Annotated in this window: 23 protein-coding genes, 1 other RNA gene and 3 pseudogenes; 6 read left to right on the forward strand and 21 right to left on the reverse strand. The window is 35.0% G+C overall.

All coding sequences use genetic code 11. From position 1 onward, the window contains the following. Nucleotides 1-27 precede the first annotated feature (27 nt). The 3 genes and pseudogenes from AAHI02_RS03470 (at nucleotide 28) to AAHI02_RS03480 (ending at nucleotide 4699) form a co-directional block, all read left to right on the forward strand. Nucleotides 28-1065: a cysteine synthase family protein gene (locus AAHI02_RS03470; RefSeq protein ID WP_042720078.1), complete on the forward strand. Its 1038-nt coding sequence runs from the start codon at nucleotides 28-30 to the stop codon at nucleotides 1063-1065. Between the two features lie 76 nt (nucleotides 1066-1141). Further along, entirely contained in the window at nucleotides 1142-2413 is a 1272-nt protein-coding gene (locus AAHI02_RS03475) for an aminotransferase class I/II-fold pyridoxal phosphate-dependent enzyme (RefSeq protein WP_346986664.1), read from the forward strand. An 87-nt stretch (nucleotides 2414-2500) separates the two neighbouring features. Beyond that, nucleotides 2501-4699 (forward strand): annotated as a pseudogene (locus tag AAHI02_RS03480) (B12-binding domain-containing radical SAM protein). A gap of 161 nt (nucleotides 4700-4860) precedes the next feature. On the opposite strand, the gene AAHI02_RS03485 reads toward AAHI02_RS03480, so the two are convergent. From AAHI02_RS03485 to atpD, 3 genes are all read right to left on the reverse strand, one after another. Next, nucleotides 4861-5682 (reverse strand): hypothetical protein, encoded by an 822-nt coding sequence (locus AAHI02_RS03485; RefSeq protein ID WP_042720081.1) that lies wholly within the window; start codon nucleotides 5680-5682, stop codon nucleotides 4861-4863. Between the two features lie 80 nt (nucleotides 5683-5762). Continuing rightward, nucleotides 5763-6044 carry a F0F1 ATP synthase subunit epsilon gene (locus tag AAHI02_RS03490; RefSeq protein ID WP_346985460.1) on the reverse strand — a complete coding sequence of 94 codons (282 nt, stop codon included), beginning with the start codon at nucleotides 6042-6044 and terminating at the stop codon, nucleotides 5763-5765. Nucleotides 6045-6099: 55 nt separating this feature from the next. After that, nucleotides 6100-7608, reverse strand: a complete 1509-nt coding sequence (gene atpD / locus AAHI02_RS03495; RefSeq protein ID WP_042720082.1) for a F0F1 ATP synthase subunit beta — start codon at nucleotides 7606-7608, stop codon at nucleotides 6100-6102. Between the two features lie 204 nt (nucleotides 7609-7812). Between atpD and AAHI02_RS03500 the strand changes: the two genes are divergently transcribed. Further along, nucleotides 7813-8733 carry a bifunctional riboflavin kinase/FAD synthetase gene (locus AAHI02_RS03500; RefSeq protein ID WP_346985461.1) on the forward strand — a complete coding sequence of 307 codons (921 nt, stop codon included), beginning with the start codon at nucleotides 7813-7815 and terminating at the stop codon, nucleotides 8731-8733. 163 nt (nucleotides 8734-8896) lie between these two features. Here the strand turns inward: AAHI02_RS03500 and AAHI02_RS03505 are convergent, their stop codons facing one another. From AAHI02_RS03505 to AAHI02_RS03520, 4 genes and pseudogenes are all read right to left on the reverse strand, one after another. Continuing rightward, the gene (locus AAHI02_RS03505) at nucleotides 8897-10762 is read right to left on the reverse strand and encodes a DUF3857 domain-containing protein (protein ID WP_346985462.1); all 1866 of its coding nucleotides are present in this window, start codon (nucleotides 10760-10762) and stop codon (nucleotides 8897-8899) included. 16 nt (nucleotides 10763-10778) lie between these two features. Continuing rightward, entirely contained in the window at nucleotides 10779-11066 is a 288-nt protein-coding gene (locus AAHI02_RS03510) for a hypothetical protein (protein WP_346985463.1), read from the reverse strand. A 34-nt stretch (nucleotides 11067-11100) separates the two neighbouring features. After that, nucleotides 11101-12648, reverse strand: coding sequence for a hypothetical protein (locus AAHI02_RS03515; protein ID WP_346985464.1), 1548 nt, complete (start codon nucleotides 12646-12648; stop codon nucleotides 11101-11103). Between the two features lie 15 nt (nucleotides 12649-12663). After that, a pseudogene (locus AAHI02_RS03520) lies at nucleotides 12664-13018 on the reverse strand (MmcQ/YjbR family DNA-binding protein). A gap of 146 nt (nucleotides 13019-13164) precedes the next feature. On the opposite strand from AAHI02_RS03520, the gene AAHI02_RS03525 reads away from it, so the two are divergent. Continuing rightward, a complete protein-coding gene (locus AAHI02_RS03525) occupies nucleotides 13165-13812 on the forward strand; it encodes an NAD(P)H-binding protein (RefSeq protein ID WP_346985465.1) in 648 nt (215 codons plus the stop codon). A gap of 107 nt (nucleotides 13813-13919) precedes the next feature. Here AAHI02_RS03525 and AAHI02_RS03530 read toward each other — a convergent pair whose 3' ends face one another. From AAHI02_RS03530 to AAHI02_RS03580, 11 genes and pseudogenes are all read right to left on the reverse strand, one after another. Beyond that, complete coding sequence (locus AAHI02_RS03530) at nucleotides 13920-14498, reverse strand: glutathione peroxidase (protein WP_346985466.1); 579 nt, start codon at nucleotides 14496-14498, stop codon at nucleotides 13920-13922. Nucleotides 14499-14512: 14 nt separating this feature from the next. After that, the gene (locus AAHI02_RS03535; RefSeq protein WP_346985467.1) at nucleotides 14513-15175 is read right to left on the reverse strand and encodes a histidine kinase; all 663 of its coding nucleotides are present in this window, start codon (nucleotides 15173-15175) and stop codon (nucleotides 14513-14515) included. Nucleotides 15176-15237: 62 nt separating this feature from the next. Beyond that, the gene (gene kdsB / locus AAHI02_RS03540) at nucleotides 15238-15966 is read right to left on the reverse strand and encodes a 3-deoxy-manno-octulosonate cytidylyltransferase (protein ID WP_346985468.1); all 729 of its coding nucleotides are present in this window, start codon (nucleotides 15964-15966) and stop codon (nucleotides 15238-15240) included. 87 nt (nucleotides 15967-16053) lie between these two features. Beyond that, nucleotides 16054-17307, reverse strand: a complete 1254-nt coding sequence (locus tag AAHI02_RS03545) for an aminotransferase class I/II-fold pyridoxal phosphate-dependent enzyme (RefSeq protein WP_346985469.1) — start codon at nucleotides 17305-17307, stop codon at nucleotides 16054-16056. Between the two features lie 96 nt (nucleotides 17308-17403). Further along, a pseudogene (locus AAHI02_RS03550) lies at nucleotides 17404-19120 on the reverse strand (phospho-sugar mutase). A gap of 82 nt (nucleotides 19121-19202) precedes the next feature. Further along, nucleotides 19203-19457: a four helix bundle protein gene (locus AAHI02_RS03555; RefSeq protein WP_346986665.1), complete on the reverse strand. Its 255-nt coding sequence runs from the start codon at nucleotides 19455-19457 to the stop codon at nucleotides 19203-19205. Continuing rightward, the gene (locus AAHI02_RS03560; RefSeq protein ID WP_346985470.1) at nucleotides 19453-20154 is read right to left on the reverse strand and encodes a DUF2807 domain-containing protein; all 702 of its coding nucleotides are present in this window, start codon (nucleotides 20152-20154) and stop codon (nucleotides 19453-19455) included. The genes AAHI02_RS03555 and AAHI02_RS03560 overlap by 5 nt, the downstream gene beginning before the upstream one ends. A gap of 7 nt (nucleotides 20155-20161) precedes the next feature. Beyond that, a complete protein-coding gene (locus AAHI02_RS03565) occupies nucleotides 20162-20872 on the reverse strand; it encodes a DUF3667 domain-containing protein (RefSeq protein WP_346985471.1) in 711 nt (236 codons plus the stop codon). A gap of 21 nt (nucleotides 20873-20893) precedes the next feature. Continuing rightward, nucleotides 20894-21844, reverse strand: a complete 951-nt coding sequence (locus AAHI02_RS03570) for a glycosyltransferase family 2 protein (RefSeq protein ID WP_346985472.1) — start codon at nucleotides 21842-21844, stop codon at nucleotides 20894-20896. Nucleotides 21845-21861: 17 nt separating this feature from the next. After that, entirely contained in the window at nucleotides 21862-22149 is a 288-nt protein-coding gene (locus AAHI02_RS03575; RefSeq protein WP_346985473.1) for a hypothetical protein, read from the reverse strand. Beyond that, nucleotides 22115-22462, reverse strand: a complete 348-nt coding sequence (locus tag AAHI02_RS03580; protein ID WP_346985474.1) for a DUF4199 domain-containing protein — start codon at nucleotides 22460-22462, stop codon at nucleotides 22115-22117. The genes AAHI02_RS03575 and AAHI02_RS03580 overlap by 35 nt, the downstream gene beginning before the upstream one ends. A gap of 130 nt (nucleotides 22463-22592) precedes the next feature. Between AAHI02_RS03580 and ffs the strand changes: the two genes are divergently transcribed. Then, an RNA gene (gene ffs, locus AAHI02_RS03585) (signal recognition particle sRNA small type) lies at nucleotides 22593-22690 on the forward strand. A 104-nt stretch (nucleotides 22691-22794) separates the two neighbouring features. Here ffs and AAHI02_RS03590 read toward each other — a convergent pair. The 3 genes from AAHI02_RS03590 to AAHI02_RS03600 form a co-directional block, all read right to left on the reverse strand. Continuing rightward, nucleotides 22795-23481: a metal-dependent hydrolase gene (locus tag AAHI02_RS03590; RefSeq protein ID WP_346985475.1), complete on the reverse strand. Its 687-nt coding sequence runs from the start codon at nucleotides 23479-23481 to the stop codon at nucleotides 22795-22797. A 62-nt stretch (nucleotides 23482-23543) separates the two neighbouring features. After that, nucleotides 23544-24473, reverse strand: coding sequence for a 1,4-dihydroxy-2-naphthoate octaprenyltransferase (gene menA, locus AAHI02_RS03595; RefSeq protein WP_346985476.1), 930 nt, complete (start codon nucleotides 24471-24473; stop codon nucleotides 23544-23546). A 77-nt stretch (nucleotides 24474-24550) separates the two neighbouring features. Then, nucleotides 24551-25387: a 1,4-dihydroxy-2-naphthoyl-CoA synthase gene (locus tag AAHI02_RS03600; protein WP_042723259.1), complete on the reverse strand. Its 837-nt coding sequence runs from the start codon at nucleotides 25385-25387 to the stop codon at nucleotides 24551-24553. Between the last annotated feature and the right edge of the window lie 68 nt (nucleotides 25388-25455).

A 25455-nucleotide genomic window follows, 5' to 3' on the forward strand; every position in this document is an offset into this window, starting at 1 on the left:
CAGATTTTTATTGAAAAATAACAAATAATGAGTAATGTTTACGATAATATACTTGGCCTAATAGGAAATACTCCTATGGTGAAGCTTAACACTGTGACGAAAGATATTCCTGCAACCGTTTATGCCAAGTTAGAATCATATAATCCTGGACATTCCACTAAAGACAGAATAGCACTTCATATTATAGAAAACGCTGAGAAAAAAGGTTTATTAAGAGAAGATTCAGTAGTTGTAGAAACTACTTCCGGGAATACAGGATTTTCAATCGCAATGGTTTGCATTATTAAGGGATACAAATGTATTCTTGCGGTAAGTGACAAAACAAAGCCTGAGAAAATTGCCTATCTGAAAGCCCTTGGCGCTACTGTTTATATCTGCCCTGCGAATGTACCCGCGAACGATCCAAGATCATATTACGAAGTGGCTAAAAGAATTGCCCTGGAAACTCCTAATTCTATCTATATCAATCAGTATTTCAATGAATTGAATATAGATGCGCATTATCAGACGACAGGTCCGGAAATATGGGAACAGACACAAGGTAAAATTACCCACCTTTTTGCATGTACCGGAACCGGTGGAACATTATCAGGCTCTGCAAAATTCTTAAAAGAAAAAAATCCTGATATTAAAATCATAGGGGTAGATGCAGACGGATCTATTCTTAAAAGCTATCACGAAACAGGAGAAATTCATAAGGAAGATGTTCATCCATATCAAATCGAAGGTATGGGGAAAAATCTTATCCCTTCCGCTCTTCTTTTTGATAAAGTGGATGAATTTGTAAGAGTTAATGATGAAATGTCGGCCTACAGAACTCGCGAAATTGCATTAAAGGAAGCCATTATGGGAGGATATACAACCGGAGCGGTTACCCAGGCTTTAATTCAATATGCACAATCTCATGAATTTACTGAAAATGATTTAGTTGTACTTATTTATCCTGACCACGGTTCAAGATATATCACAAAAGTCTACAGTGATAAATGGATGGCCGAGCAGGGATTTATTAACAACTGTGTACACAATTATGATGAAGTTTTTAAAACTGAATTCATCAAATAAGGATAAAATAAATTTATACAAACCAAGCCTTTTGTAACCATAAAAGGCTTTTTTAATTAAAAATATTAATAAAATGTTGGATATTTTTGACAGAATAAAAGAAAATCCAGGACCTCTTGGACAATTTGCAGATTATGGTGAAGGGTATTTTATTTTCCCTAGATTAGAAGGACCGATTGGCCCAAGAATGCAGTTTCAGGGAAGAGAAGTTATTTTCTGGAGCGCTAATGATTATCTGGGAATGTGTAATCACCCCGAAGTTCTGGAGGCTGATGCAAAAGCTGCTGCAGAATTCGGAATGTTTTATCCGATGGGCGCAAGAGCAATGTCCGGAGAAACTGAACAACATCTGCAACTGGAAAGAGAGCTGGCTGATTTTGTACAAAAAGAATCTGCATATTTATTGAATTTTGGATATCAGGGAATGGTTTCCACAATTGATGCTTTGGTCGGAAGAAATGACGTGATCGTTTATGATGTTGATTCTCATGCATGTATTGTTGATGGTGTAAGACTTCACGCCGGAAAAAGATTTACTTACAGACATAATGATATTGCAAGCCTTGAAAAAAATCTTGAAAGAGCAACTAAGGTAGCGGAAGAAACTGGTGGCGGTATTCTTGTTATTACAGAAGGCGTTTTCGGGATGAGAGGGCAGCAAGGTAAACTTAAAGAAATATGTGAATTAAAATCAAAATATCAATTCAGACTTTTGGTAGATGATGCACACGGTTTCGGAACTTTGGGAGCAACCGGAGCCGGAGCTGGTGAAGAGCAGGGCTGCCAGGACCAAATTGATGTTTACTTCTCGACTTTTGCAAAGTCAATGGCAGGATTTGGGGCTTTCATAGCCGGTGACAAAGAAATCATCAGATACCTGAAATTTAACTTAAGATCTCAGATTTTTGCAAAATCTCTGACTATGCCAATGGTAATCGGAGGTTTAAAAAGACTGGAGCTTCTGAGAACAAGACCTGAGATTAAAGCTAAACTTTGGGAAAATACAAACAAACTTCAAAACGGTTTAAAAGAAAGAGGATTTAATATCGGTGATACCAATACTTGTGTAACTCCGGTGATGATGCAGGGAACTCCGGTAGAAGCAACACTCTTAGTGAAAGACTTGAGAGAAAACTATAGAATCTTCACATCTGTAGTTGTTTATCCTGTTATACCTAAAGGAATGATTTTACTGAGATTAATTCCTACAGCATCTCACACAGACTCTGAAATCAATGAAACGCTTGCTGCTTTTGAAGCTATTCATGATAAACTGGTAGGTGGCTATTATAAAGATCAGGAGCAAAAACTGCTGGCCGAACAAGGTTTAAGTTTTAAAGAAATTTAAAAATTATAAATAGAAACCACTGATCACTCAGTGGTTTTTTTTGAAATTATATATTTTGAAAACCTTAACTTTGCAAAAATTTTACTGTTGAAAGACCTTCTCCTTATCACTCCGCCTTTTACACAACTTAATACTCCATATCCGGCAACGGCTTACATTAAAGGTTTTTTGAATACAAAAAATATTTCAAGCTATCAGGTTGATTTGGGAATTGAAGTGATTTTAGAATTATTTTCAAAAGATGGAATTCAGAAAATTTTTAATAAAGAAATTAATATTCAAAATGTTTCGGAAAATTCACAGCGAATTTTTACACTAAGAGAAGAATATAGTAAAACCATTGATCAGGTTATTTCTTTTTTACAAGGCAAAATGCCTACACTGGCAAGGCAGATCTGTTCAATGAATTTTCTTCCGGAAGCCTCAAGATTTAATCAGCTGGATGATATGGAATTTGCTTTTGGAAACATGGGCTTACAAGATAAAGCTAAACATCTGTCTACCTTATATTTAGAAGATTTATCCGATTATATCATAGAAAATATTGATTCTGATTTTGGTTTCAGCAGATATGCGGAACGTTTAGGTAAAAGTGCCAATTCATTTGATGAATTATATTCAAAATTATCCGGAGATCATACATTTATTGATAGTATTACTTTAAAAATTCTTAGAGAAAAATTAGAATTAATTCAACCAAAGCTGGTTTGTTTTTCGGTTCCGTTTCCGGGAAATTTATATGCTGCATTTCGGTGCACGAAATTAATAAAAGAAAATTTTCCTCATATCAAAACTGCGATGGGCGGCGGTTTTCCGAATACCGAATTGAGAGAAGTTAAAGACACACGTGTTTTTGAATTTTTTGATTTTATTACCTTAGACGATGGCGAACTTCCGATCGAATTGCTCTGCGAAAATATCTTTCTTTCCGAACAAAGCGAAGAGCTTCAATATAAAAGAACTTTTTTTAGTTGAAAATCTAGAAGTAGTCTATAAAAACAATTCTACAAGACACGATTACAAACAAGCCGATATTGGAACTCCCGATTATACTGATTTGCAATTAGATAAATATATTTCCGTTATCGAAATTGCTAACCCCATGCATAGTTTGTGGAGCGACGGAAGGTGGAACAAATTGACAATGGCTCACGGATGTTACTGGGGAAAATGTACTTTTTGTGATATTTCTTTAGATTACATAAAAATTTACGAACCTATTTCAGCAAAAATTTTAGTTGATCGGATGGAAGAACTGATCCGGACGACCGGAGAAACAGGATTTCACTTTGTAGATGAAGCCGCCCCGCCCGCTTTGATGAGAGAAGTTGCTTTGGAAATTTTGCGAAGAAATCTTGTAGTAACCTGGTGGACGAATATCCGTTTTGAAAAAAAGTTTTACTAAAGATCTTTGTTTTCTTTTAAAATTATCCGGATGTGTTGCGGTTTCGGGAGGACTTGAAGTTGCAAGTGATCGTTTGCTAAAACTTATTGATAAAGGAATTTCCGTTGAGCAGGTTGCGAAGGTGACCAGAAATTTCACGGAAGCCGGAATCATGATTCATGCTTATCTGATGTATGGATATCCAACACAGACTGTTCAGGAAACTGTTGATTCTTTGGAAATGGTTCGCCAACTTTTTGAAATGGGAATTTTACAAAGTGCATTCTGGCACCAGTTTGCTATGACTGCCCACTCACCTGTCGGACTAAATCCTGAAGAGTTTGGAGTTACTCCGATTAAGCAGGAAATTTTATTTGCCAATAACGATATTGATTTTAAAGACAAAACCGGAATCGATCATGGGAAATTTAGTTTCGGATTAAAAAAAGTCATTGTTCAATTATATGCACGGAATTAATTTTGAGCTTCCCCTTCAGGAATGGTTTGATTTTAAAATTCCAAGAACAACCATCCCTCCTTATTACATTCATGACAGTTTACTTGAAGATGATGATTTCATATTTAAAGCCAATTCAAAAATTATTTTTTTAACCAAAAGCGTAATCGCTGAGAATCGCGTAAAAACAAAAAAGAAATACAATTACTCATACACGAAAATTACGATTCACTTAAAAACGAATATTGTCAGCATAGAACTTGATGATCAGCATGCAGATTGGCTGATGAAAATATTCAGTGAAAACACTATTGAAAATCCCAAAAAGGTTACCCTTCAGCAACTTAAGACTCAATTTGAAGAAAATTTTGATGATTTTGAATTGTTCTGGTTTTCAAAACCGATACAGCAACTTAAAGAAAATGGTGTAATTTTAAGTTTGTAAATTTTTATAAAACTTTAATAATTTTGATTTTTATGACAAATTATTGAAAATTTAAATAGGAAAGTTTCAGATAATTTTCGGAACTCTGATAGATTTTGGCTAAAGCCAATTGAATTTTTTTACTAAAACTAAAACGGGCTAAAGCTCGTTTCTATTGATGTTTATTTCTGAACTCCGTCCTTAGTGACTTCCCCTACAATTACTTTTTCCTGAAATTTAATAAAATTAGGATCCAGAATTGCCATTCTTTCCGCAATAGCTTTATAAGTTGGAAATTTCAGAATTGATGCTCGACCGGACATTTCTCTATATAAAGTGAAAGTTTTTCCGCCGGCGGTTTTTATTTGTTTTGTGGTGGTGATATATTTTCCGATATATTTGCTGTTGGCATCATAAATTTCTATATCAACAAAAGTTTTATCGGCAATAGTATCATCCGCTCCGAAACTTACAGGTAAATTTGTAAAATAACCGACTGGTTTTCCATTACTTAGAATTTCACCTACCGTGTTGACCGTGATATTTAACCTGTCAATCTTACTTCTGATGGTATAGGCATCTTTTGTTTTGGTATCCAGTTTTCTTTTAGGAGAATTCTTGAAAAGTTCATCTAAATTTTTGATATTGATTCCTCTTTCATCAATAATTTTTAAGCTTTTAACACAAGTATAAGCCGCTGATTTTTCCTCACCTGAAAATGCCGATGGTGAAATATAATCTAACTCAAGGGTTTTATCTTTATTATAAATTCTGTTTAGTTTTATATAACTGTCTCTCACAGAATCTACTATACTTTTATCTACAAATTCTACGGTATAGATCGGGGTTTCTTTAAGATCCATGAAAGTGTATATATTGGATTTATTTGAAATCTTAGCAACGTGTACTCCCTCAAGAGTTACGATTCCTCTTTTGATCTTGACCGTTTGGGCATGAAGCAAAAATCCTAAAATTGTAAACACTATAATTAAATTCTTCTTCATAAAAACCAGATTTTACATAACATAAAAAAAGTGTAACCAAAGTTACACTTTCTTGAAAATATATTTAGCTTTTCATTTAATTATTCACAAAGGATGATTCCTTTATTATGATTAAATTCTACAACACCGCTTTTGATAGGATAAGAAAAAACAGAGTCTTTCTCATTTTCTCTGGTAAAATATTTATTATACGCTTCATCCACAGATTTTGTGTACAATTTCACTTTACCACCGATTAAAGAAGAAACAATTCCTGCGTGGTTTTTCATGATGTGGAATTCACCATTTTTTCCAGGCAATAATACTGAGTCTACTTCTCCCTCAAAAACTACGTATTCTGGTGTTAAAATTTTTATATTCATTTTAATTGCTTTTGGCTTTTGGCTAATAGCTACTGGCTATCAGCAATTAGCATTATTATGCGTTATCAGCTAACATTTTTTGTCCGGCTTCGATAGCTTCTTCGATAGTTCCTTTCAGGTTGAAAGCAGCTTCCGGTAAGTGATCCAATTCACCATCAATGATCATGTTGAATCCTTTGATCGTATCTTTGATATCTACCAATGATCCCGGAATACCTGTAAACTGTTCCGCTACGTGGAAAGGCTGAGATAAGAATCTCTGAACTTTTCTTGCACGGTAAACTACTGATTTATCTTCTTCTGAAAGTTCTTCCATACCAAGGATGGCGATGATATCCTGAAGCGCTTTATATCTTTGAAGGATTTCTTTTACTCTCTGAGCACAGTTATAATGTTCTTCACCGATTACTTCCGGCGCAAGGATTCTTGAAGTAGAAGCCAATGGATCTACCGCAGGATAAATACCCAATGAAGCAATTTTTCTGTCTAGTACCGTTGTTGCATCCAAGTGGGCAAATGTAGTTGCCGGAGCCGGGTCAGTTAAGTCATCCGCAGGTACGTAAACCGCCTGTACTGAAGTAATTGAGCCATTTTTAGTAGAAGTAATTCTTTCCTGCATCGCACCCATTTCAGAAGCAAGTGTCGGTTGATAACCTACCGCAGATGGCATACGACCAAGAAGTGCAGATACCTCAGAACCAGCTTGTGTAAAACGGAAAATGTTGTCTACGAAGAAAAGTACGTCTCTACCTTGTCCGCTTTCACCACCATCTCTATAATATTCAGCTAATGTAAGACCGGAAAGTGCTACTCTCGCTCTTGCACCAGGTGGCTCATTCATCTGTCCGAAAACGAATGCTGCTTTAGAATCTTTCATAGCTTCCATATCCACTTTAGAAAGATCCCAACCTCCGTTTTCCATAGAGTGCATGAAATCTTCACCATACTTGATGATACCAGATTCCAACATCTCTCTTAAAAGGTCATTTCCTTCTCTCGTTCTTTCACCAACTCCGGCGAAAACAGAAAGACCTCCGTGTCCTTTTGCAATATTATTAATCAACTCCTGAATCAATACTGTTTTACCTACACCGGCACCTCCGAACAAACCGATTTTACCTCCTTTTGCGTAAGGCTCGATAAGGTCGATTACTTTAATACCTGTAAATAAAACTTCTGCAGAAGTTGAAAGTTGATCAAATTTTGGAGCTTCTCTGTGGATAGGAAGACCTCCCTCCTTAGAAATATTCTGAAGCCCGTCGATAGCATCACCAACAACGTTAAAAAGTCTTCCGTTTACAGCCTCTCCGATTGGCATTGTAATAGGATTTCCGTATCCGATTACATCCTGCCCTCTTTTAAGACCATCAGTAGCGTCCATTGCGATACATCTTACTGTATCTTCTCCAATATGTTGTTCTACCTCTAAAACTACTTTTTCACCGTTATCCTTTGTAATTTCTAACGCGTCATAAATGCTTGGAATTGCTTCCACATCAGTAAAGACAACGTCGATTACCGGACCAATAATTTGAGAAATTTTACCTTTAATTTGGTTTGCCATTGCTAAATTTTTTCTTGGTGCAAATATAATGATTCTTGCTTAACCCGCAATTGGTAAAAAACAGATTTTTATCATACTTTTCAAGCAATGTAACAATACAGCAATTTACCAATATAACAATAGATACTATTAAAATTATTGATACACTGTTATATTTATACATTGTTACATTATTTCATATATTTGCAGTCAAATTTTTTCCGGTTGAAAGTTTTTAAGAATTTTAATGATTATACTCCTCAAAAGCCTTTAGCATTGTCTTTAGGGATGTTTGACGGGGTGCATCTTGGTCATAAAAGTATTATAGATGAATTGATAAAAGTGGGTTCAGAAAATAATTTGGAAACTGCCGTTCTTACTTTCTGGCCACATCCGAGATTCGTTTTCAATCCTAATGAAGATCTTAAACTATTGAATACAAGGGAGGAGAAAAAATTTTTAATGGAAAAATATAACATTGAAAATTTATTTCTGAAAGAATTTGATGAAGAGTTCAGAAACTTAACGGGTGAAGAATTTGTGCGTCAGATTTTAGTAGACAAATTAAATGTAAAATATCTGATCATTGGTTACGACCATTCTTTCGGCAAAAACAAAAGCGGAAACTTCAAACTCCTTCAAGAACTTTCAAAAGAACTTGGTTTTGAGGTTGAACAGATGGAAGCCATTAATATTCATGAAAATAACATCAGCTCTACCAAAGTACGGAATGCTCTTTTAGAAGGAAATATTAAACAAGCCAATGAAATGCTGGGCTACCCCTATTCTGTCTCCGGAACTGTGGTACACGGAAAAAAAATTGGAAGAACCATCGGCTATCCTACGGCAAATATTGAAACGGATTCTATAAAACTTTTGCCTAAAAAAGGAGCGTATATCGTTGAAGTTTTTGTTAAAAATCAGCAATACAAAGGAATGTTGAGCATCGGGACCAACCCTACCGTAAATGGAGAAAAACTAACAGTTGAAGTTTATATTCTTGATTTTGAGGGTGATATCTATGATGAACAAATTACCGTGAAATTCAGGGATTACCTTCACGATGAAATTAAGTTTGAAGGACTTGAAAAATTGATTGAAAGACTGGATGAAGATAAAAGATTAGCGGAAGAATTTGAATTTTAAAAATAAACTACCTCGAGGTATTCTCTTCGAATAAAAGAGGGATCTCCTAAAGGTAAGTCACAACTCTTAAGAATCGAATATTTGAATATGCCTACTGTATAAGGGTACGAAAAAATCAACAAAATTGGAGGCTGCCTAAACTTTTTGGACAGCCTCTTTTTAATTATTTGTACCCTAAGATTTGGTTTTCCGCATTTATCGCGTCTTCCACAAATTTTTTAAACTCGGAATATTGATTTGCTTTGATATTATCCCAAGGCGTATCGGCAGTCCGTGTTATTTTTAATTTATTATTCTTCTGCAGCTCGTAGCTGATGGAATATTTAAAATTATTGTACGCCAACATTTTATTTTCAGGGATTTCAACAAATCTCATATTTTCGGGAACAGTAAGTAATATTTCTTCAGAATAGCTGTTCTGCCTTTCATACAGCGTGTACAGAATATCCGTTTTTCTGTTTTCTGTTGCAACAACTTCTTTCGTGAAAGGTTTAGAAACAAAAGGAATCTTCATAATTTTTAGGCTTCCAACCGATTGTGGCTTATCGTTGATATTAAACTGAACTTCATAAGCCAAAGGCTTTGATGTAAGATCTTTTCCATCCAAAAGTTTTATATTCTTTACACTGATCACTTTATCCAGAATAGAGCCATACTCTTCTTCTACATTTTTCTTGCGAAAATCATCAGTTTGCGAATCCTGGAAAAAATCGTTGTAATAGCTTTTAGATTCTCCGTTAACGTACTGTCTGGTAACAAAGTTCTGATTGTCGCCATTGATATTCACCTCACTCACAGTTTTAAAAATATCTTTTGTATTGTTATCCGCGGAGATTTCAACCAAGTCCGTAGCTATCGCAGAATCTTTTTCTGTGTTGATGACCAAACCTTTAGCTTTATAATTTGCTTTTACTACAGAATTGAACGGCAAGAATTTATCGGTCATTTCAAGATATGTTTCTTTTCCGTCAAGATTTGCTTTTACAATACAATGATTGAAACTCAGATTGGGTAAGATCAGGCGTTGGGCAGCATTATCATTAGTCTGTACCAAAACCATATTAGACTTCAGCTCTGCCAGATTCCCAAGAATTACAAACAATGCGGAAAGATCTTTGCAGTCTCCCAGCTTTGTGTTTAATGTTTTTGAGGGTTTTTGAGGAATATAGCCGCTTTGACGGAAATCTACCGAGCTGTACGTAACATTCTTTTCAATATATTGATAAATTTTTTCTGCCTTTTCGGTATCTTTCATACCTGACGTTCCGTTAGGAAAAATTTCCTTGAACGCTTTTTCCACAACCTTATCAGAAACAAGACTTTTTCTTGTAAGATCCGAGTACCAATTGGCAATTTCCTGCCATGTTTTGATGGAATTTACTGTTACCGAAATTGTTGCGTCATAGAAATTGGGTCCGAAATGTTCATCAAAATCCAGCTCTTCCAGATTATTGAGCTTCCATGTCTGATACAATTTTCCTGCAATCTTTTTCTTGGTTGAAACAACTTCCCTGTTATTGCTTTTTACCTGATAATTAATATCTTCCGGGGTGATTACCGTAAATATCGATTCCACAACAGGATATTCTGAGTTGAAGTACGAGCTTAAATTAAAATCTTTATAAAATCTGCCGCTGTTTCTCTCAAGACTTTCTTTCTGAATTAAAATCACATCTCCTACCGCAAGATTAGTAAATACAATCTGCTCGTCTGACTTTTCTCCAGGAATAATGCTTCCATTTGGCTTTACAATTTCAGCTTTAAGCACATCATCATAATAATTGACTGCATACTCTTTTAATTCTTCAATTCCTGCATCGGAAGTTATTTCGTATAAATATGTACTTCTCTTTTTAAAGCCTCCTTCTGGGTAAACATTCACAATATATTCATCCAGTAAAGTCGTAACGCCTCTCTTTCCCTTCTGAGATTTATTTTTCCTTTCAGCAGCTATTTGATAAAGATCTTTTATAGCCACCATGCTTATTTCATCTTCGGTGTGGTCGAGATCCCTTATCAACTTATGCATAGTCTCATTTTCAGTATTATGGGAAAGGGAAAGTTTTGCAAATTTTATAGCCTCTTCTTTTTTTATTCTGTTTGGCCAGCACTTCAGCTTTTGCAGCCAGCATCGTGTATGAATAAGGAAAATTTGCCAGTGCTTCATCTATTTCCTTCATCAGTTCTGGATTCTGAACATTCTCATCAATCAAATTGATATATTGATTCCTGAAAGAATTAATAATAGGATATAATTCAATGAATTTGCGGAGAATTTTCTTTTGATCTTCAATCCTGTTGGCTTTTTCATAATAAGAATACAGCTTGTTCATCACATCCGGACTGTTTCTTATCGCATAAAAATCTTCAAGTTTTTTTATCGCACCGCTCTGATCTTTTTTTATCCATTTCTTCTAAAGCGGTGAAAATGGTAAAGAACTTTTCATTATTAGCAAAATTCTTTTTAAGGCTTGTCAAATGTTCCTGAACTTTATCCATTTCCCTGTTTCTTAAGGCAATGATCACATCATAAAACTCTCCCATCGGCTTTCCTTTGGTTTTGTTCAGAATATCCCTGTATTTCTCAAGCTCTTTAATTGGCATGTTTTCAAACTTTTTGCCATCCAGCATCTTGATGATAGGAACCAGATAATAACCAGAATCGTCCAATTCTAAATTTTTAAAGATTTCTGTGATTTTTTCTCCTTCTTCTGTATTATCATAATATTTAACAAAAAGGCCCTGAATCAGAGAAGATTTAGGATATTTCCTTGAAAATTCATCTATGATTTCTCTAGCCAGCTCGTTTTGGGAATTATTTAAATATCCGGAAGCCAGAAGGTATTTATAGAAAAAGCTATCAGGATTCTGCTTTATTTTTTCTTTCAGAAAAGTTTCAAACCTTAAAGGCAGTTCTTTAGGCTGCAGTTGATTAAGGCTTGTTTTTTGATAATTCTGATAGTTGCTAAAATATTTCAGATCGATAATTTTCTGATAATTCGCATCCATAGGAACTACCATAAAAGCATTTTTAGCATCTTTCACATCAAACTTTAGCAGAAGCCTGTTCATACCTTTAGGAAGATTGACTTCTACGATATGAGATCCAAGGTTAGTTTGTCCTTCATTAGTGCTGGAAACGATTTCAGAATCGTTTAAAAACATTCTGAATTCTGCATTTGTATCAATTTCCAGGAAAATTTTTCTTTCATAAGGATTATCAATAAATGATTGCGCGTAGGTTATTCCTCTTCCATATTCGGTTTCGTTAAGAAAAAAATCAAAACCATCATTAGAAGGCGATTTCCTATTGTACCAACCTACCTTGCCAAAGCTGTTAGCATTGAAAAGCTTATCATTATTGGCATAAGTTTCAGGCTCATAATCATTGTAAAGTCCGCTACCATTAAGGTTTTCAAAAACTCCGGCAAACTGCCATTTATCAATTCTGTGAATTTTTGCAATGGATTCTTCCGAAGCTTTATAGTTATTTCTCAGTCTGTCTATGGTAGATTTGCATTCGAGAATGGTAGATTCCTGGCCATATTCCGGAGCCTGAGCCAACAGATCAATCCGTGCATAGGAATAATCGTCCATAGAAGCATCACTTTCATTTAAAATAAATTTTCTGTGAGACATCGGGTACAGATAATCTGCTTCGGGTTTCAGGCTTATAAAATTCTTTATAAAAGTATCATCGAAAACCATTTCGCCCAATTCTTCTTCTATCAGAGCATCAAGAAAAAGGCTTTCCAGATTTTTTGTTTTAGATTCTTTTAGATTTTTATCGTAAAAAGTTCTTGCTTCTGTTCTTTTGTTATTCAGCAAAAGGTCCCAGGTTTGGGATAGTTCTTTTGATTGGGCAAATGCTCCAACTGATAAAAAATACACAGCAGAGATGAGTACTTTCCTCATGTGTAGGGTCTTTTATTAAGGGTTATTAATTGTGTTTTGAATTTTCCTGGTTAAAGATTTAAAAACCAAATCATAAGAATGGTCGATAAGCTTGAGGATAAGTTCTTTTTTTTAATCCGTCTACTTGAACCGAATTCCAATGCGTTTTATTCATGTGATAGGCGCCTGTGATCTGCGGGTACTGCTCACGAAGTTCGGCACTCCATTCCGGATCTGTTTTTACATTGATTGCCAACGGTTGTTTTTCCAGTGCCATTAATAAAAACATTTTTGTTCCTACTTTAAGTACAAGAGTTTCATTATCAAAAGGAAAAATTTCTGTCACTCCTTTCTTAGCAAGACAATAATCTAAAATTTCGTTGGCATCCATATTTATGAGTAATAAGAATTGGTAATAAGTAATTTTATAATTGATTAACGATAATTGATGTTTATTTAAAGTTATCTTTTATCTATTTATTGCCCCAAATTTAGTAAATTTAAGAAGCAAACAACAACTTCACAAACGAGATTATTATGAAAGCTTTAGTCATCGGTGCTACAGGCGCTACAGGAAAAGATCTAGTCAATCAGCTGCTACAGGATAAGGATTTTGAAGAAGTCAATATTTTTGTGCGAAAACCTGTTGATATTCAGAATGAAAAGCTAAAGGCACATGTCGTAAACTTTGAAAATCCCGAAGAATGGAAAGATAAAGTGAAAGGTGATGTTGCTTTTTCCTGCCTGGGAACTACATTAAAAGCCGCAGGAAGCAAAGAAGCTCAAAGAAAGGTTGATTTCGAATATCAATACGAATTTGCCAAAGCAGCCAAAGAAAACAACGTTGACGATTATATTCTTGTTTCAGCATATGGTGCCAACCCGAAATCCAAAATTTTCTATTCTAAAATGAAAGGTGAACTGGAAGAGGCCGTTAAAAATTTACACTTTGAAAAAATTACGATTTTCAAGCCGGGAATGCTGGAAAGAAAAGATTCTGACAGAACCGGTGAAGTTTTAGGAAGCAGGATTATAAAATTTGCCAATAAACTGGGACTTCTGGAAAGTCAGAAACCATTACCGACAGATGTTTTAGCGAAGGCTATGATCAATTCATCGAAAATTAAAAGCAATGGCTATTCAAGTATAAAATTGGGAAATATTTTCTGTTTCGCAGAGAAATGATACAATAATCTAACAATGTATCAATATAACAGTATAACAATTTAATAATTCCGAACTGAATTGGTAAACTGCTACACTGTTATATTGTTATATTAAATAATACTGTTTTATTTCAAATACTTTGTAATCGCCTCGTCCGTAGGCTTAGTGGTGCTTACAAAAGAATCGATTAATTTTCCGTTTTCATCAATTAAGAATTTGGTAAAATTCCAAAGGATGGTAGTATTTTTTACACCGTTTAAATCTTTTTCAGTTAAATATTTAAAGATCAGCGCCGTATCCTCCCCTTTTACTGAAACTTTTGCAGCCATAGGAAATGTTACCCCATAGTTTTTCTGGCAGAAAGCACCAATTTCTTTATTGGTTCCCGGTTCCTGTCCTCCAAAATTATTGGCAGGAAATCCTACAACGACCAATTTATCTTTATACTCTTGTGCAACTTTTTCAAGATCAGCATATTGAGGAGTAAACCCACACTCTGAAGCAGTATTTACAATAAGAATTTTCTTTCCTTTAAAATCTGCAAAATTGATCTGTTTGCCTTCTTCCAGAGCATCAACTTTGAAATCATATATTGATTTTCCCATAAGTTCTTTGGTTTTAGCTTTAGAGACATCGCTTTTTTTCTGAGCGCAACTATTGAAAAATGCTACAAATGAAAGCAGCATTAAAAATATTTTTTTCATAACTTTATTATTAATTAAAATTTAAATGTATTGGCAGGAAACACTTTGTTGATATCGATTCTGTTGATTAGCATTACATAATCTCCATCTTTCTTTGTGCTGGAAGATTCAATCCTGAAAGGCATATACAAATTTCCAACCTTTTTGTATTCCGAGTACAGTAAAGTTTCATCTTTTTTCACTTCTTTTACAAGCATATAATCTTTTGTATCGAAATAATAGATGTTTTTATTTACATTTTTCGTTAATTCCACTTTATGACAGTAAATATTTCCGATCTTTTCTTTTCCAAGATATTTTGCATCAAAACCTTTGCTTTCCCAATCGATAAAATCATTGTCAAAACTTTCTGCAATATAATCCGGATATTCCTGAACTTTATTGGCCGCGTAATTCATTGCATACCCTTTGGTTCCGTCGTAGCCTTCGATCGCTGTGTCTTTTCCTCCGATTGTGATCACTGTCTTTGTAAGATTCGGACGTTGCTGATAAATTTTTATCGGGTATTCATCTTTAATTCCTAAAATTACTTTACCCTGAAGCAATACAGAATTTAAAAGCTTCCAGTTGGTTAATCCTCCGGATAATTCAATGTTTTTATCAATGATTTCTTTTGCGGTCTGTGCAAAAATTGACTGTGAAAATATCAGGACGAATACTAAAAGTAACTTCTTCATTAATTTTATTTATAAAGTCAAATATAAGGTTTTATTAATTTACCGATGTATCAGTTTAGCAATTAATTGGATAACAATTTCCGGGCTTTCTCCAAATCTTCCGGCGTATCGATCCCGACTCCTATGAAATTGGTCTCTATCATCTTGATTTTCATACCATATTCGAGATAACGGATACATTCAATCTTTTCTGAAATTTCAAGAGGTTTCATTTCTAATTTTGAAAACTGAATCAAAGCATGCTTTCTGAAAGCGTAAACGCCAATATGTTTAAAATAATTTACATCATAAGAAATTTCCCTGTGAAAAGGAATCACAGAACGGCTGAAATATAAAGCAAAACCGTTGTTATCCGTAATAACTTTTACATTGTTCGGATTTTCAATTTCTTCTTTTTTCTGAAGTTTTATTTTTAATGAAGCTAAAGAAATTTCCTGGTTTTCATCATGATGAAAAACTTCAATTAACTGTTGTAAAGGTTCTAATTTAAGAAAAGGTTCATCACCCTGAACATTAATCACAATATCACAGTCAATATTTTGTACAGCTTCTGCAATTCTGTCGCTTCCGGTTTCGTGTTGTCCGGTCATTACGGCTTTTCCGCCATTCTCAGTAATTTCATTAAAGATAATTTCCGAATCGGTGGCCACAAAAACTTCATCAAACAACCCCGTTTCCACAACATTCTGATAAGTTGTCGTAATAACGGTTTTCTCACCCAACATCTGCATGAGCTTAGCAGGAAAGCGGCTGGCTTCGTAACGCGCGGGAATAACTGCGATTATTTTCATAACAAAATGTATCGATATAACAATGTAACAGTTTAGCAATAAACGAATTCAACATTGGTACATTGTTAAACTGTTACATTGATAAATTTATTTAAGATTGTTCAAAGCATTTTCCAATTTTGGCATCATCGTAGAAATTTCTTCAGTAGCCAAACCTCCAACAGAAGCTCTGAACCAAGGCTCAGATTTTTCTTCTCCGAAGGCAGAGAAAGGCACCAAAGCAACTCCTGCCTCATTAATTAAATAGAATACCAAATCAGAAGAATTTTCTATCACAGAACCATCCGGTTTTGTTTTTCCGATATAATCTAATTTAATAGTCAAATAAAGCGCCCCCATTGGTTCAATACTGTCAACTGCAAGACCTTTTCCTTTCAGATCCTGAATTCCGGCGTGAAGAACTTTTAAGCTAGCGTCTAATTTTCCTTTAAAATCTTCTACAAAGGCATTTACATCATCCGGATTTTCAAAATATTTTGCAGTAGCTTCCTGTTCCGGTTTTGGCGCCCAGGCTCCAACATGCGTTAAAAGAGCTTTCATTTTATCTAAAATATGAGAAGGACCAAATCCCCAACCCACACGAACTCCGGTTGCTGCCAAGCATTTAGAAATCCCGTCAATGTAAACGGTATATTCTCTCATTTCAGGAAAAAGAGATACAGGATCAACGTGTTCTGAACCAAAAGTAAGGTTAGAATAGATTTGATCATACATTAAATATAATGGTTTTTCGTCTTCTCCTCTTTTTTTGTTCTCTTCCAAAATTAATTCGCAGATTTCAGAAAGCTGTTCTTTTGTAAACATTGTCCCTGTAGGATTTAATGGCGAACAAAGCGCTACCAAAACCGCTCCTTCTAAATGAGGTCTTAAATCATCTGCAGTCGGCAAGAAATTATTTTCCTGAGTTGTTTTTACTTCTACTGCATCAGCTGAAGTAAGGTAGGCATAGTGGTTATTATTCCATGAAGGTATCGGGTAAACTACTTTATCTCCTTCATCAACGATTGTCTTATAAACCGCATAAATTAATGGTCTTGAACCAGCAGTGATTAAAATATCGTTGGGCGAATAATCAAGATTCCATCTTGTTTTTAAATCTTTGGAAACTTCTTTTCTTAAAGATAAAAGTCCATTTGCAGGCGGATAATTTGTCAGATTATTCTGATAAGCTTTCTGAATTTCCTCCTTCAGTTTGGCAGGAATCGGATAAATATTAGAATTAAGATCACCAATCGTAAGGTTAGCAATCTCCGCACCTTTTGCCTTTAAATCGTTTACTTCATTACCAATTTTTACAATTTCAGAACCGATCAGGTTCGCCGCTAATTTTGAAACTTTCACTTTATTTTTATTTAATTATTTTAATGTAACAATATAACAGTGTAACAGGATAACAATAATTGGTATATTATTACACTGTTACATTGTTAGATTTAGTTATGTTAGTTGTAAATCTTTTTTCACCTGATTAATTTTCTCGTCCAAAGATTTTAATTTGTCTCTGAAATCCGCTTCAGAAGTAATCTCATCTTTTACCGAGATATAAAACTTGATTTTCGGCTCTGTTCCGGAAGGTCTTACACAGACTTTTGTTCCATCCTGAGTATAATAAATAAGTACATTCGATTTTGGAATGTCGTTCATTACTTCTTTTTCTCCTTTTGATACGATGAAATTTGTCTGCTCTTTAAAATCCTTTACTTCTTCTACCGGAGAACCTGCCAATTCTTTTGGAGGATTTTCGCGGAAATTTTTCATCATATTCTGAATTTCTTCCGCACCGTCTCTTCCTTTTCTTACCAAATTCACCAAACCTTCGTAATACATTCCGGTTTCCTGATAAATTTCAATAAGATACTGGTACATTGTTCTTCCGTTGGCTTTGCACCATGCTGCAATTTCACATGCAAGCACGATACTTCCGCAAGAATCTTTATCTCGAACGAAATCTCCTGTCATAAATCCGAAACTCTCTTCTCCACCGCAAACGAATTTTTCTTTCCCTTCAACATCACGGATCATTTTTCCGATCCACTTAAATCCAGTCAATCCAACTTTACATTCAACACCGAATTTCTGAGCAATATCAAAGAAAATATCAGAGGTTACAATCGTAGAACCGATGAATTCTTTTCCTGTAATTCTATCCTGCTTTCTCCATTCATTTAAAATATAATACGTTAAGATTGTATTACACTGATTCCCATTTAATAACTGAATTTCTCCATCCAGATTTCTTACGGCAATTCCCAGTCTGTCGCCATCCGGATCTGTCCCGATTACGATATCAGCATTGGTAATTTTTGCTAAATCCATTGCCATTTCCAACGCAGCAGGTTCTTCAGGATTTGGAGAATCAACAGTCGGGAAATTTCCGCTAGGAATCATTTGTTCCTTAACTAAATCTATCTTTTTGAAACCTGCTTTTTTCAAAGCTTTCGGAACTGTAGTGTAGGTTGTGCCGTGGATGGATGTGAAAACAATATTTAAATTTCCTTTTCCAACATTCTGATAGGTAGAATTTTCGATACATGCATCGATGTAAACTTCGTCCTGCTCCTCTCCGATCCACTCGATTAAATCATCGTTTCCATTAAATTTAATTTCGTTAAATTTTACGGAATAAACTTCATTGATAATCGCTTCATCATGTGGTGGAACTATTTGTGCGCCGTCATTCCAATATACTTTATAGCCGTTATATTCCGGGGGGGTTGTGAGAAGCCGTCAGTACAATTCCTCCATTACATTTTTTATCACGAACGGTGAAAGACAATTCCGGAGTAGGTCTGTGATCTTTAAAAAGCAACACTTTAATTCCGTTTGCCGTTAAAACATCAGCAACCAATTTTCCGAATTCTTTTGAGTTATTTCTTACATCATAAGCAATCGCTACTTTAATTTCTTCATTTGGAAATTGCTTTAACATATAATTCGCAAGTCCCTGTGTTGCTTGGCCTAACGTATATTTATTTAAACGATTGGTTCCAACACCCATAATTCCTCTCATTCCTCCTGTTCCGAATTCCAGTTCTCTGTAAAAAGAGTCTTCCAGATCAGGTGAATTTCCATCAATCAATAACTGTACAGCATTTCTTGTTTCTTCATCAAATGATTCGTGCAACCAAAGTTTTGCTTTTTCTAATGTTGTCATATTTGTATTTCGTATATTTTTGGGCCGGAAGTTGGAAGATAGAAGCATGAAGTCTTCCAGCTTCAAACTCCCAGCTAATTTATTATTCTTTTATCTGGTTTCTAAATGCTATAATCTGGTTCATTATATTATAGCTTTCATTATATAATTTATCAAAATCATCTTCTGAGATATATTTCCTATTTTTCGCTTTATATAAGCAGGTTACAACTTCAGCTAAAGAGCGGATTGAGTATCCTAAAAACTTTCTAAACTCTAATCTTGACTGTAAAATACTTCCTTCAGAAATATTAAGAGCAACAGAATCAGAAGCCCTTCTTATTGTGATCTTCTTAATCTAGTTTTTTATTTTCTACACGAGTTGTTTTATCAATTTTAAACGCCCGGATCGGATCATCATAATAAATAAATTTCGCAGTATTCTGCACATGTCCTTTTAATGAATCTTTCACGTTTACTTCAGCGTAATTCCCATTTTTTGAATCAATAACCAAATTTTCAATTTTCCAGTAAGGTGCAATCAAACTTGCTGTATCAGAGATCTTTATCACAGCATCTTTCGTTTGACCTAAAAAATTAGCCCTGCTTCGGTTCAGCATTTCAACTTCCGCTCTTCTTGTATTTACCGAACCCATAAATGTAGCGTAATTTTTTAAATTAAGCCTAAAATTGTCAGTCTTAATTTCACTTGAAATGTTCATTTCTACCGAATCAGAAATGGTAACTTTTTCCAGATTGTACTTTGAGTAAATCGTAATATTATAAAAATCTACGCCTTTAGTGCTGCGCTTTTCTTTAATTGTCAATGTTTTATCTTTTACATCAACATTGAGATTATCAGCTACATTCGGATAAGTTTCAATCTCAACAAAATTTTTTGCTCCTCTTGCATAAAATACCCGAAATTTCCCTTCGAGATCAAGATTTACAAATTCCGAAACATCTACATCTTTCCTTTCAATATTTCCTTTCGGAGAAACCTTTCCACAGGAAACTAACGCTACCAGTATGAATGTGTAAAATATATTTTTCATATTTAATTTAAAACATTTTATATAAAATCAAACTTATCGCCGAACTTTCCACTCCCATCAAAACATAAAGAACTAATACTCTCCACAGTAAGCCTGTTTTTGAGTATGAATTTTTAAAAGCATTCCAATAAGTTATTGCCGGGAAGATAATAGAAAGACCGAATATAATTTTGTCGATAAATTCGAAAATTTTTGAAACAGGCTGCCACAGACCTATTAAACTCACGATATCATCTAACAAAAATATGATTAAAATTCCTAAAAGACTAACAGTTCCAATGATAAAATGTTCCGCAATGTTCAATTTGACTTTTTTAAAAATGAAATAAGCATTGCTTGCAAGCATCGGAATAATCACAAATAATATTGTTTTGGAATATTTTGACAGAAAATTCCTTATTTCAAAATCATCTTCAAAAACTTCAGGTGGTGCAAATTTTTCGTAATAATGTATTCCTAATACATTGAAACTGAAAAGAATCAGCAACAACGGTATAAAACTGCTGTATCTGATTCTTTTTCCTGAAATATAATCCATTGCCGTTTCACCGGGTCTGAAAAAAATATCTTTTAAAGTATTGAAAAATTTCGTTTCGACATGCCAAATCGATCCAAGAATATCATTTTTGATAAGAGAACGTGGAGTTATTCTTGCTGTGTCGGTTTTCTGTCCGCAATGAGGACAAAACTCATCGGAAACTGAATGACCACAGTTCAAGCAACTTTTTTTTGTTCATCTTTAAATCACCTCGTCAATATTGTAATTTTTATGTTCTCTGTTTGTTCTGATAATCATTTCACCTAAAAATCCTGCTACGAAAAGCAATGTTCCCATCAGCATCATTGTGAGAGCAATATAAAACCATGGATTATCTGTGATTAAATGTCCGTAAATCCCTCTTGCAACATCAATTAATTTTGAAATTCCCAGCCAGAGCGCTGAAAGAAATCCGACAATAAACATCAAAGTTCCAACCGCACCGAAAAAATGCATTGGCCTGCCGCCGAAACGACTTACAAACCAAAGCGTTACCAAATCCAGAAAACCTCTGATAAATCTTTCTGTACCAAATTTTGAAGTTCCGTAAGGCCTTGCCTGATGCTGAACTTCTTTTTCTGTAATTTTTCTGAAACCCGCATTGGCAGCCAATACCGGAATATAACGGTGCATATCTCCGTAAACATCAATGGTTTTTACTACTTGCTTTTTGTATGCTTTTAAGCCGCAGTTGAAATCATGAAGATAAACTCCTGAAACTTTTCTCGCCGCTGCATTGAACAATTTTGACGGCACATTTTTCGTCATGACATTATCAAAACGTTTCTTTTTCCATCCGGAAACGATGTCGTAATTTTCATTGACAACCATTGAATATAATTCCGGTATTTCTTCCGGAAAATCCTGTAGATCAGCATCCATGGTAATAATAATATCGCCGCTGGTTCTTTCAAAAGCAGCATGAAGTGCCTGGGATTTTCCGTAATTTTTAGAAAACTTGATGGCATGGATCTGTGGATTCTGAACTTTAAGGTTTTCAATAATACTCCATGACAAGTCTGTACTTCCGTCATCTACAAACCAGATCTCGTAAGATAAACTGTTGGATCTGCACACATTATCAATCCGTGAAAAAAGCTCTTCCAAAGATGCTTCCTCATTTAATAACGGAATAACTATAGATAAATTCATTTAATTCTGATAAAAAATTATTCTTTGATTTCTGTTTCCTGATAGATTGTTTTTGTTCTGAAAAACGCTCCGAAAAACAACGACAAAACTACGTAAAATATAAGTATCGCCGCAAAATATCCTGAAAAATGACTTGCTGTGAGCATATCTTTTCCTTTAACCGCTTCTGGTGTAAAACTTTGAATCCTTTCTTTATACTTGTGATCAAGCTCGTCGATATCTTTCTGATGCTTTAAAATCTTTCTGGCAGAAGTATATTCTTTGTCCAGCTCAGATTTTTGTCTCGTAACATACTGATAATTCAACAGCTTTTTTTGCATCTGTATCAACAAAATTCAGAAATGCATAAATGCTTAAAATCGATAAAATTCCACCGATAAACATCGGAACAAAAGCTCTTTTAAAAGCTTGTTTAAAACTTACCACTTTATGGCTGCTCCAATATGTTTTTACTGACCAAAAGGCTGCTCCGGCATAAATGATCGGTAAAATGAAAGCATTGGCTTTCAATGAAATATCAAAATATTCAACTCCTGAAAAGAAGTAATACACCACGAAAAAAACGATCATCGTAGCTCCAAATAATAAAATTCCTAATGTGGAAGGGCTTTTTGTCATATCTAAATTTTTAGAAAATTTCTGAAAATTATCGCTCTTAATCTCAGCAATTTAGCGTTGGTTAAGGCTTTTTCCAATTAATTTTCTTTGATAACACTTTTAATTTTATAAAATATTCCTATCTTTGCAACGGCAAGTCCTAAACAACCAGCTCCTGAGAATCCTCCAGGGTGGGAACGCAGCAAAGGTAATTGGTCGTAGCGGTGTGATTTAGGTAGCTTGCCATTTTTTATTGGTTTAAGTTGAAGAGAGGTAATTTGAAGATTATCTTTTTTTATGTCTAAACTTTCCAACATTTCTATTTTAATTTTCAAATTACCTTTCAACTTTATTTAAAATTCGAACTCCTCTCCCAATTTTGGTAAAACAAGTTCTACGTTTTTATCTGCAAAATGTTTCATTGCACTTTCATGATTGATCTCAATCGCAGGAAACGTATCAAAATGACATCCGATCACTTTTGGTGTTTTTAATAATTCTGATGATGCGAAAGCCGCTTTTCTAGGACACATTGTGTAATGACTGCCAATCGGAAGAATCGAAAGGTGTAAATTTCCGTATAATCTTGGAAATAACTCCATATCAGCCATTACGCCGGTATCTCCTGCCATATACAGATTTTTACCTTCAGGAAGTCTGAAAATGTATCCTACAGGAACACCTCCGTAGCTTCCGTCCGGAAATGAACTTGTATGATGAGCCGGAACCATCGAAATTTTAAGATCATCGATTTTTGCCGATCCTCCTAAGTTTACATCGTCTTTGTTTTTTGCATTTTTAAAATATCCGCAGATTTCAGGAACAGCAATAATTGTTGCTTCAGGGTGATGATGCAAAACCTCTTCAACATCTGCAATATGATCTCCGTGCGCGTGAGTCAATAAAATATAATCGATTTTCTGAGCAGAAATATCAAACCCCGATTCTGCTTTTTTATAGTTGTAAAAAGGATCTGATAAAATTGTTTTGTCTTTGTATGTGAATAAAAAACAATTTTGTCCTAAGAATTTTATTTTCATTTTTAATTTATTTTTGAATATATTTAATCAGAGAGGCTTCGACAAGCTTAGCATAACAGTATTTAATGAAAAAAGTTAAGCCCTAGAGCAGTAAGAACAGCCATCATAAAGGTCATAATTCCAACTTGTTTTAAGAATGGATCGAGTTCTCTCGGGTTTTTAACAGCCATGATCTGTCTTCTTATTTTCATTAACGGAAGCATTAAAATCATCACAATAAAAACATAGTAATTCTGAGTCTGGAAGAATCCGTTCACTGCTAAAAACATTAACATTAAAATTAAAGGAAGCTGTAATAAGATCATTTCGTAGATCATTGCATTTTTGAATCCGATTCTCAACGCAAAGCTGTTTTTCCCGGATAATCTATCGCTTTCGATATCCCTCATATTATTAAGGTTTAACACTGCCATGCTCATCATTCCGACTGCGGTTCCTGGCAACAACATATCCCAACTGAATGTTTTTGTAAATAAGAAATAACTTCCGCAAACAGACACCAAACCGAAAAAGATGAACACGAAAACGTCTCCCAGTCCCATATAGCCATACGGTTTTTTACCTACTGTATATCCGATTGCAGCTAAGATACTTGCTGCTCCCAAACCGATAAAAATGTAAAATTCATTCATAAAATCCGGAATGAAAGCTACATACAGCAAAGCAACCGTTGCTGCAAAAGATAAAACTGAAAGCAGAATTACTGCATTTTTCATCTGTTTTGCGGTAATTTTTCCTGAGGCTACGGCTCTTGCTTCTGCCTCTGTAGCTCTTTTTGCGTCGGTACCTTTTATTCCGTCACCATAATCATTTGCATAGTTTGACAGAACCTGATACAGCAAAGTCACTAAAAGTGCCAGAGCAAAAATCTTCCAGTCCCAGGCTCCGCCTTCGCCATATAATCTCCATTTGGCAATGAAAGCTCCCATAATAATCCCACTTAATGAAAGTGGTAATGTTCTAAGCCTTGCGGCTTTTATCCAATCAGTCATAATTTATAAGTAATGGGCAATGAGTAATTAGTAATGGAAAAAAATTGCTCATTACTAATTATTCATTACTTATTTTGTTAAGATATCCATTGATTTTCACCGAAATCCGGTTTTCTTTTTTCCAGGAATGCGTTTCTTCCTTCCTGAGCTTCTTCCGTCATGTAAGCGAGACGCGTTGCTTCTCCCGCAAAAACCTGTTGCCCTACCATTCCGTCGTCGGTGAGGTTCATGGCGAATTTCAGCATTCTGATGGAAGTCGGAGACTTTGCCAAAATTTCCTGTGCCCACTCATAAGCGGTATCTTCCAGCTCAGCGTGAGGAACCACTTTATTCACCATTCCCATTTCAAAAGCTTCCTGAGCCGAATAATTTCTGCCTAAAAAGAAAATCTCACGGGCTTTTTTCTGTCCAACCATCTTAGCCAGGTATGCAGAGCCATAACCACCGTCAAAACTTGTTACGTCAGCATCTGTTTGTTTGAAGATAGCGTGTTCTTCACTTGCTAATGTTAAGTCACAAACCACATGAAGAGAGTGTCCTCCACCTACAGCCCATCCCGGAACAACGGCAATCACAACCTTTGGCATAAAGCGAATCAGTCGTTGAACTTCAAGAATATTCAAACGATGTCTTCCGTCTTCACCAACATATCCCTGATGTCCTCTTGCTTTTTGATCACCACCACTGCAGAAAGCCCAACCGCCATCTTTCGGACTCGGTCCTTCTCCGGAAAGCAGAACAACACCTATCGAAGGATCTTCGTAAGCGTCATAAAAAGCATCGTACAATTCTGAGGTAGTTTTAGGTCTGAAAGCATTACGAACTTCCGGTCTGTTGAAAGCGATTCTTGCAACACCATTACATTTTTTATAGGTAATATCTTCGTATTCTTTGGCGGTTTTCCACTCGATCATTGTTGTAAAAATTTTTCCCAAAGATACGGAATTGCATAGAATTTTAACATTGATTTCTAATGATAATG

The sequence above is a fragment of the Chryseobacterium sp. POE27 genome, assembly GCF_039727685.1.
In the GTDB taxonomy this organism is placed as follows: domain Bacteria; phylum Bacteroidota; class Bacteroidia; order Flavobacteriales; family Weeksellaceae; genus Chryseobacterium.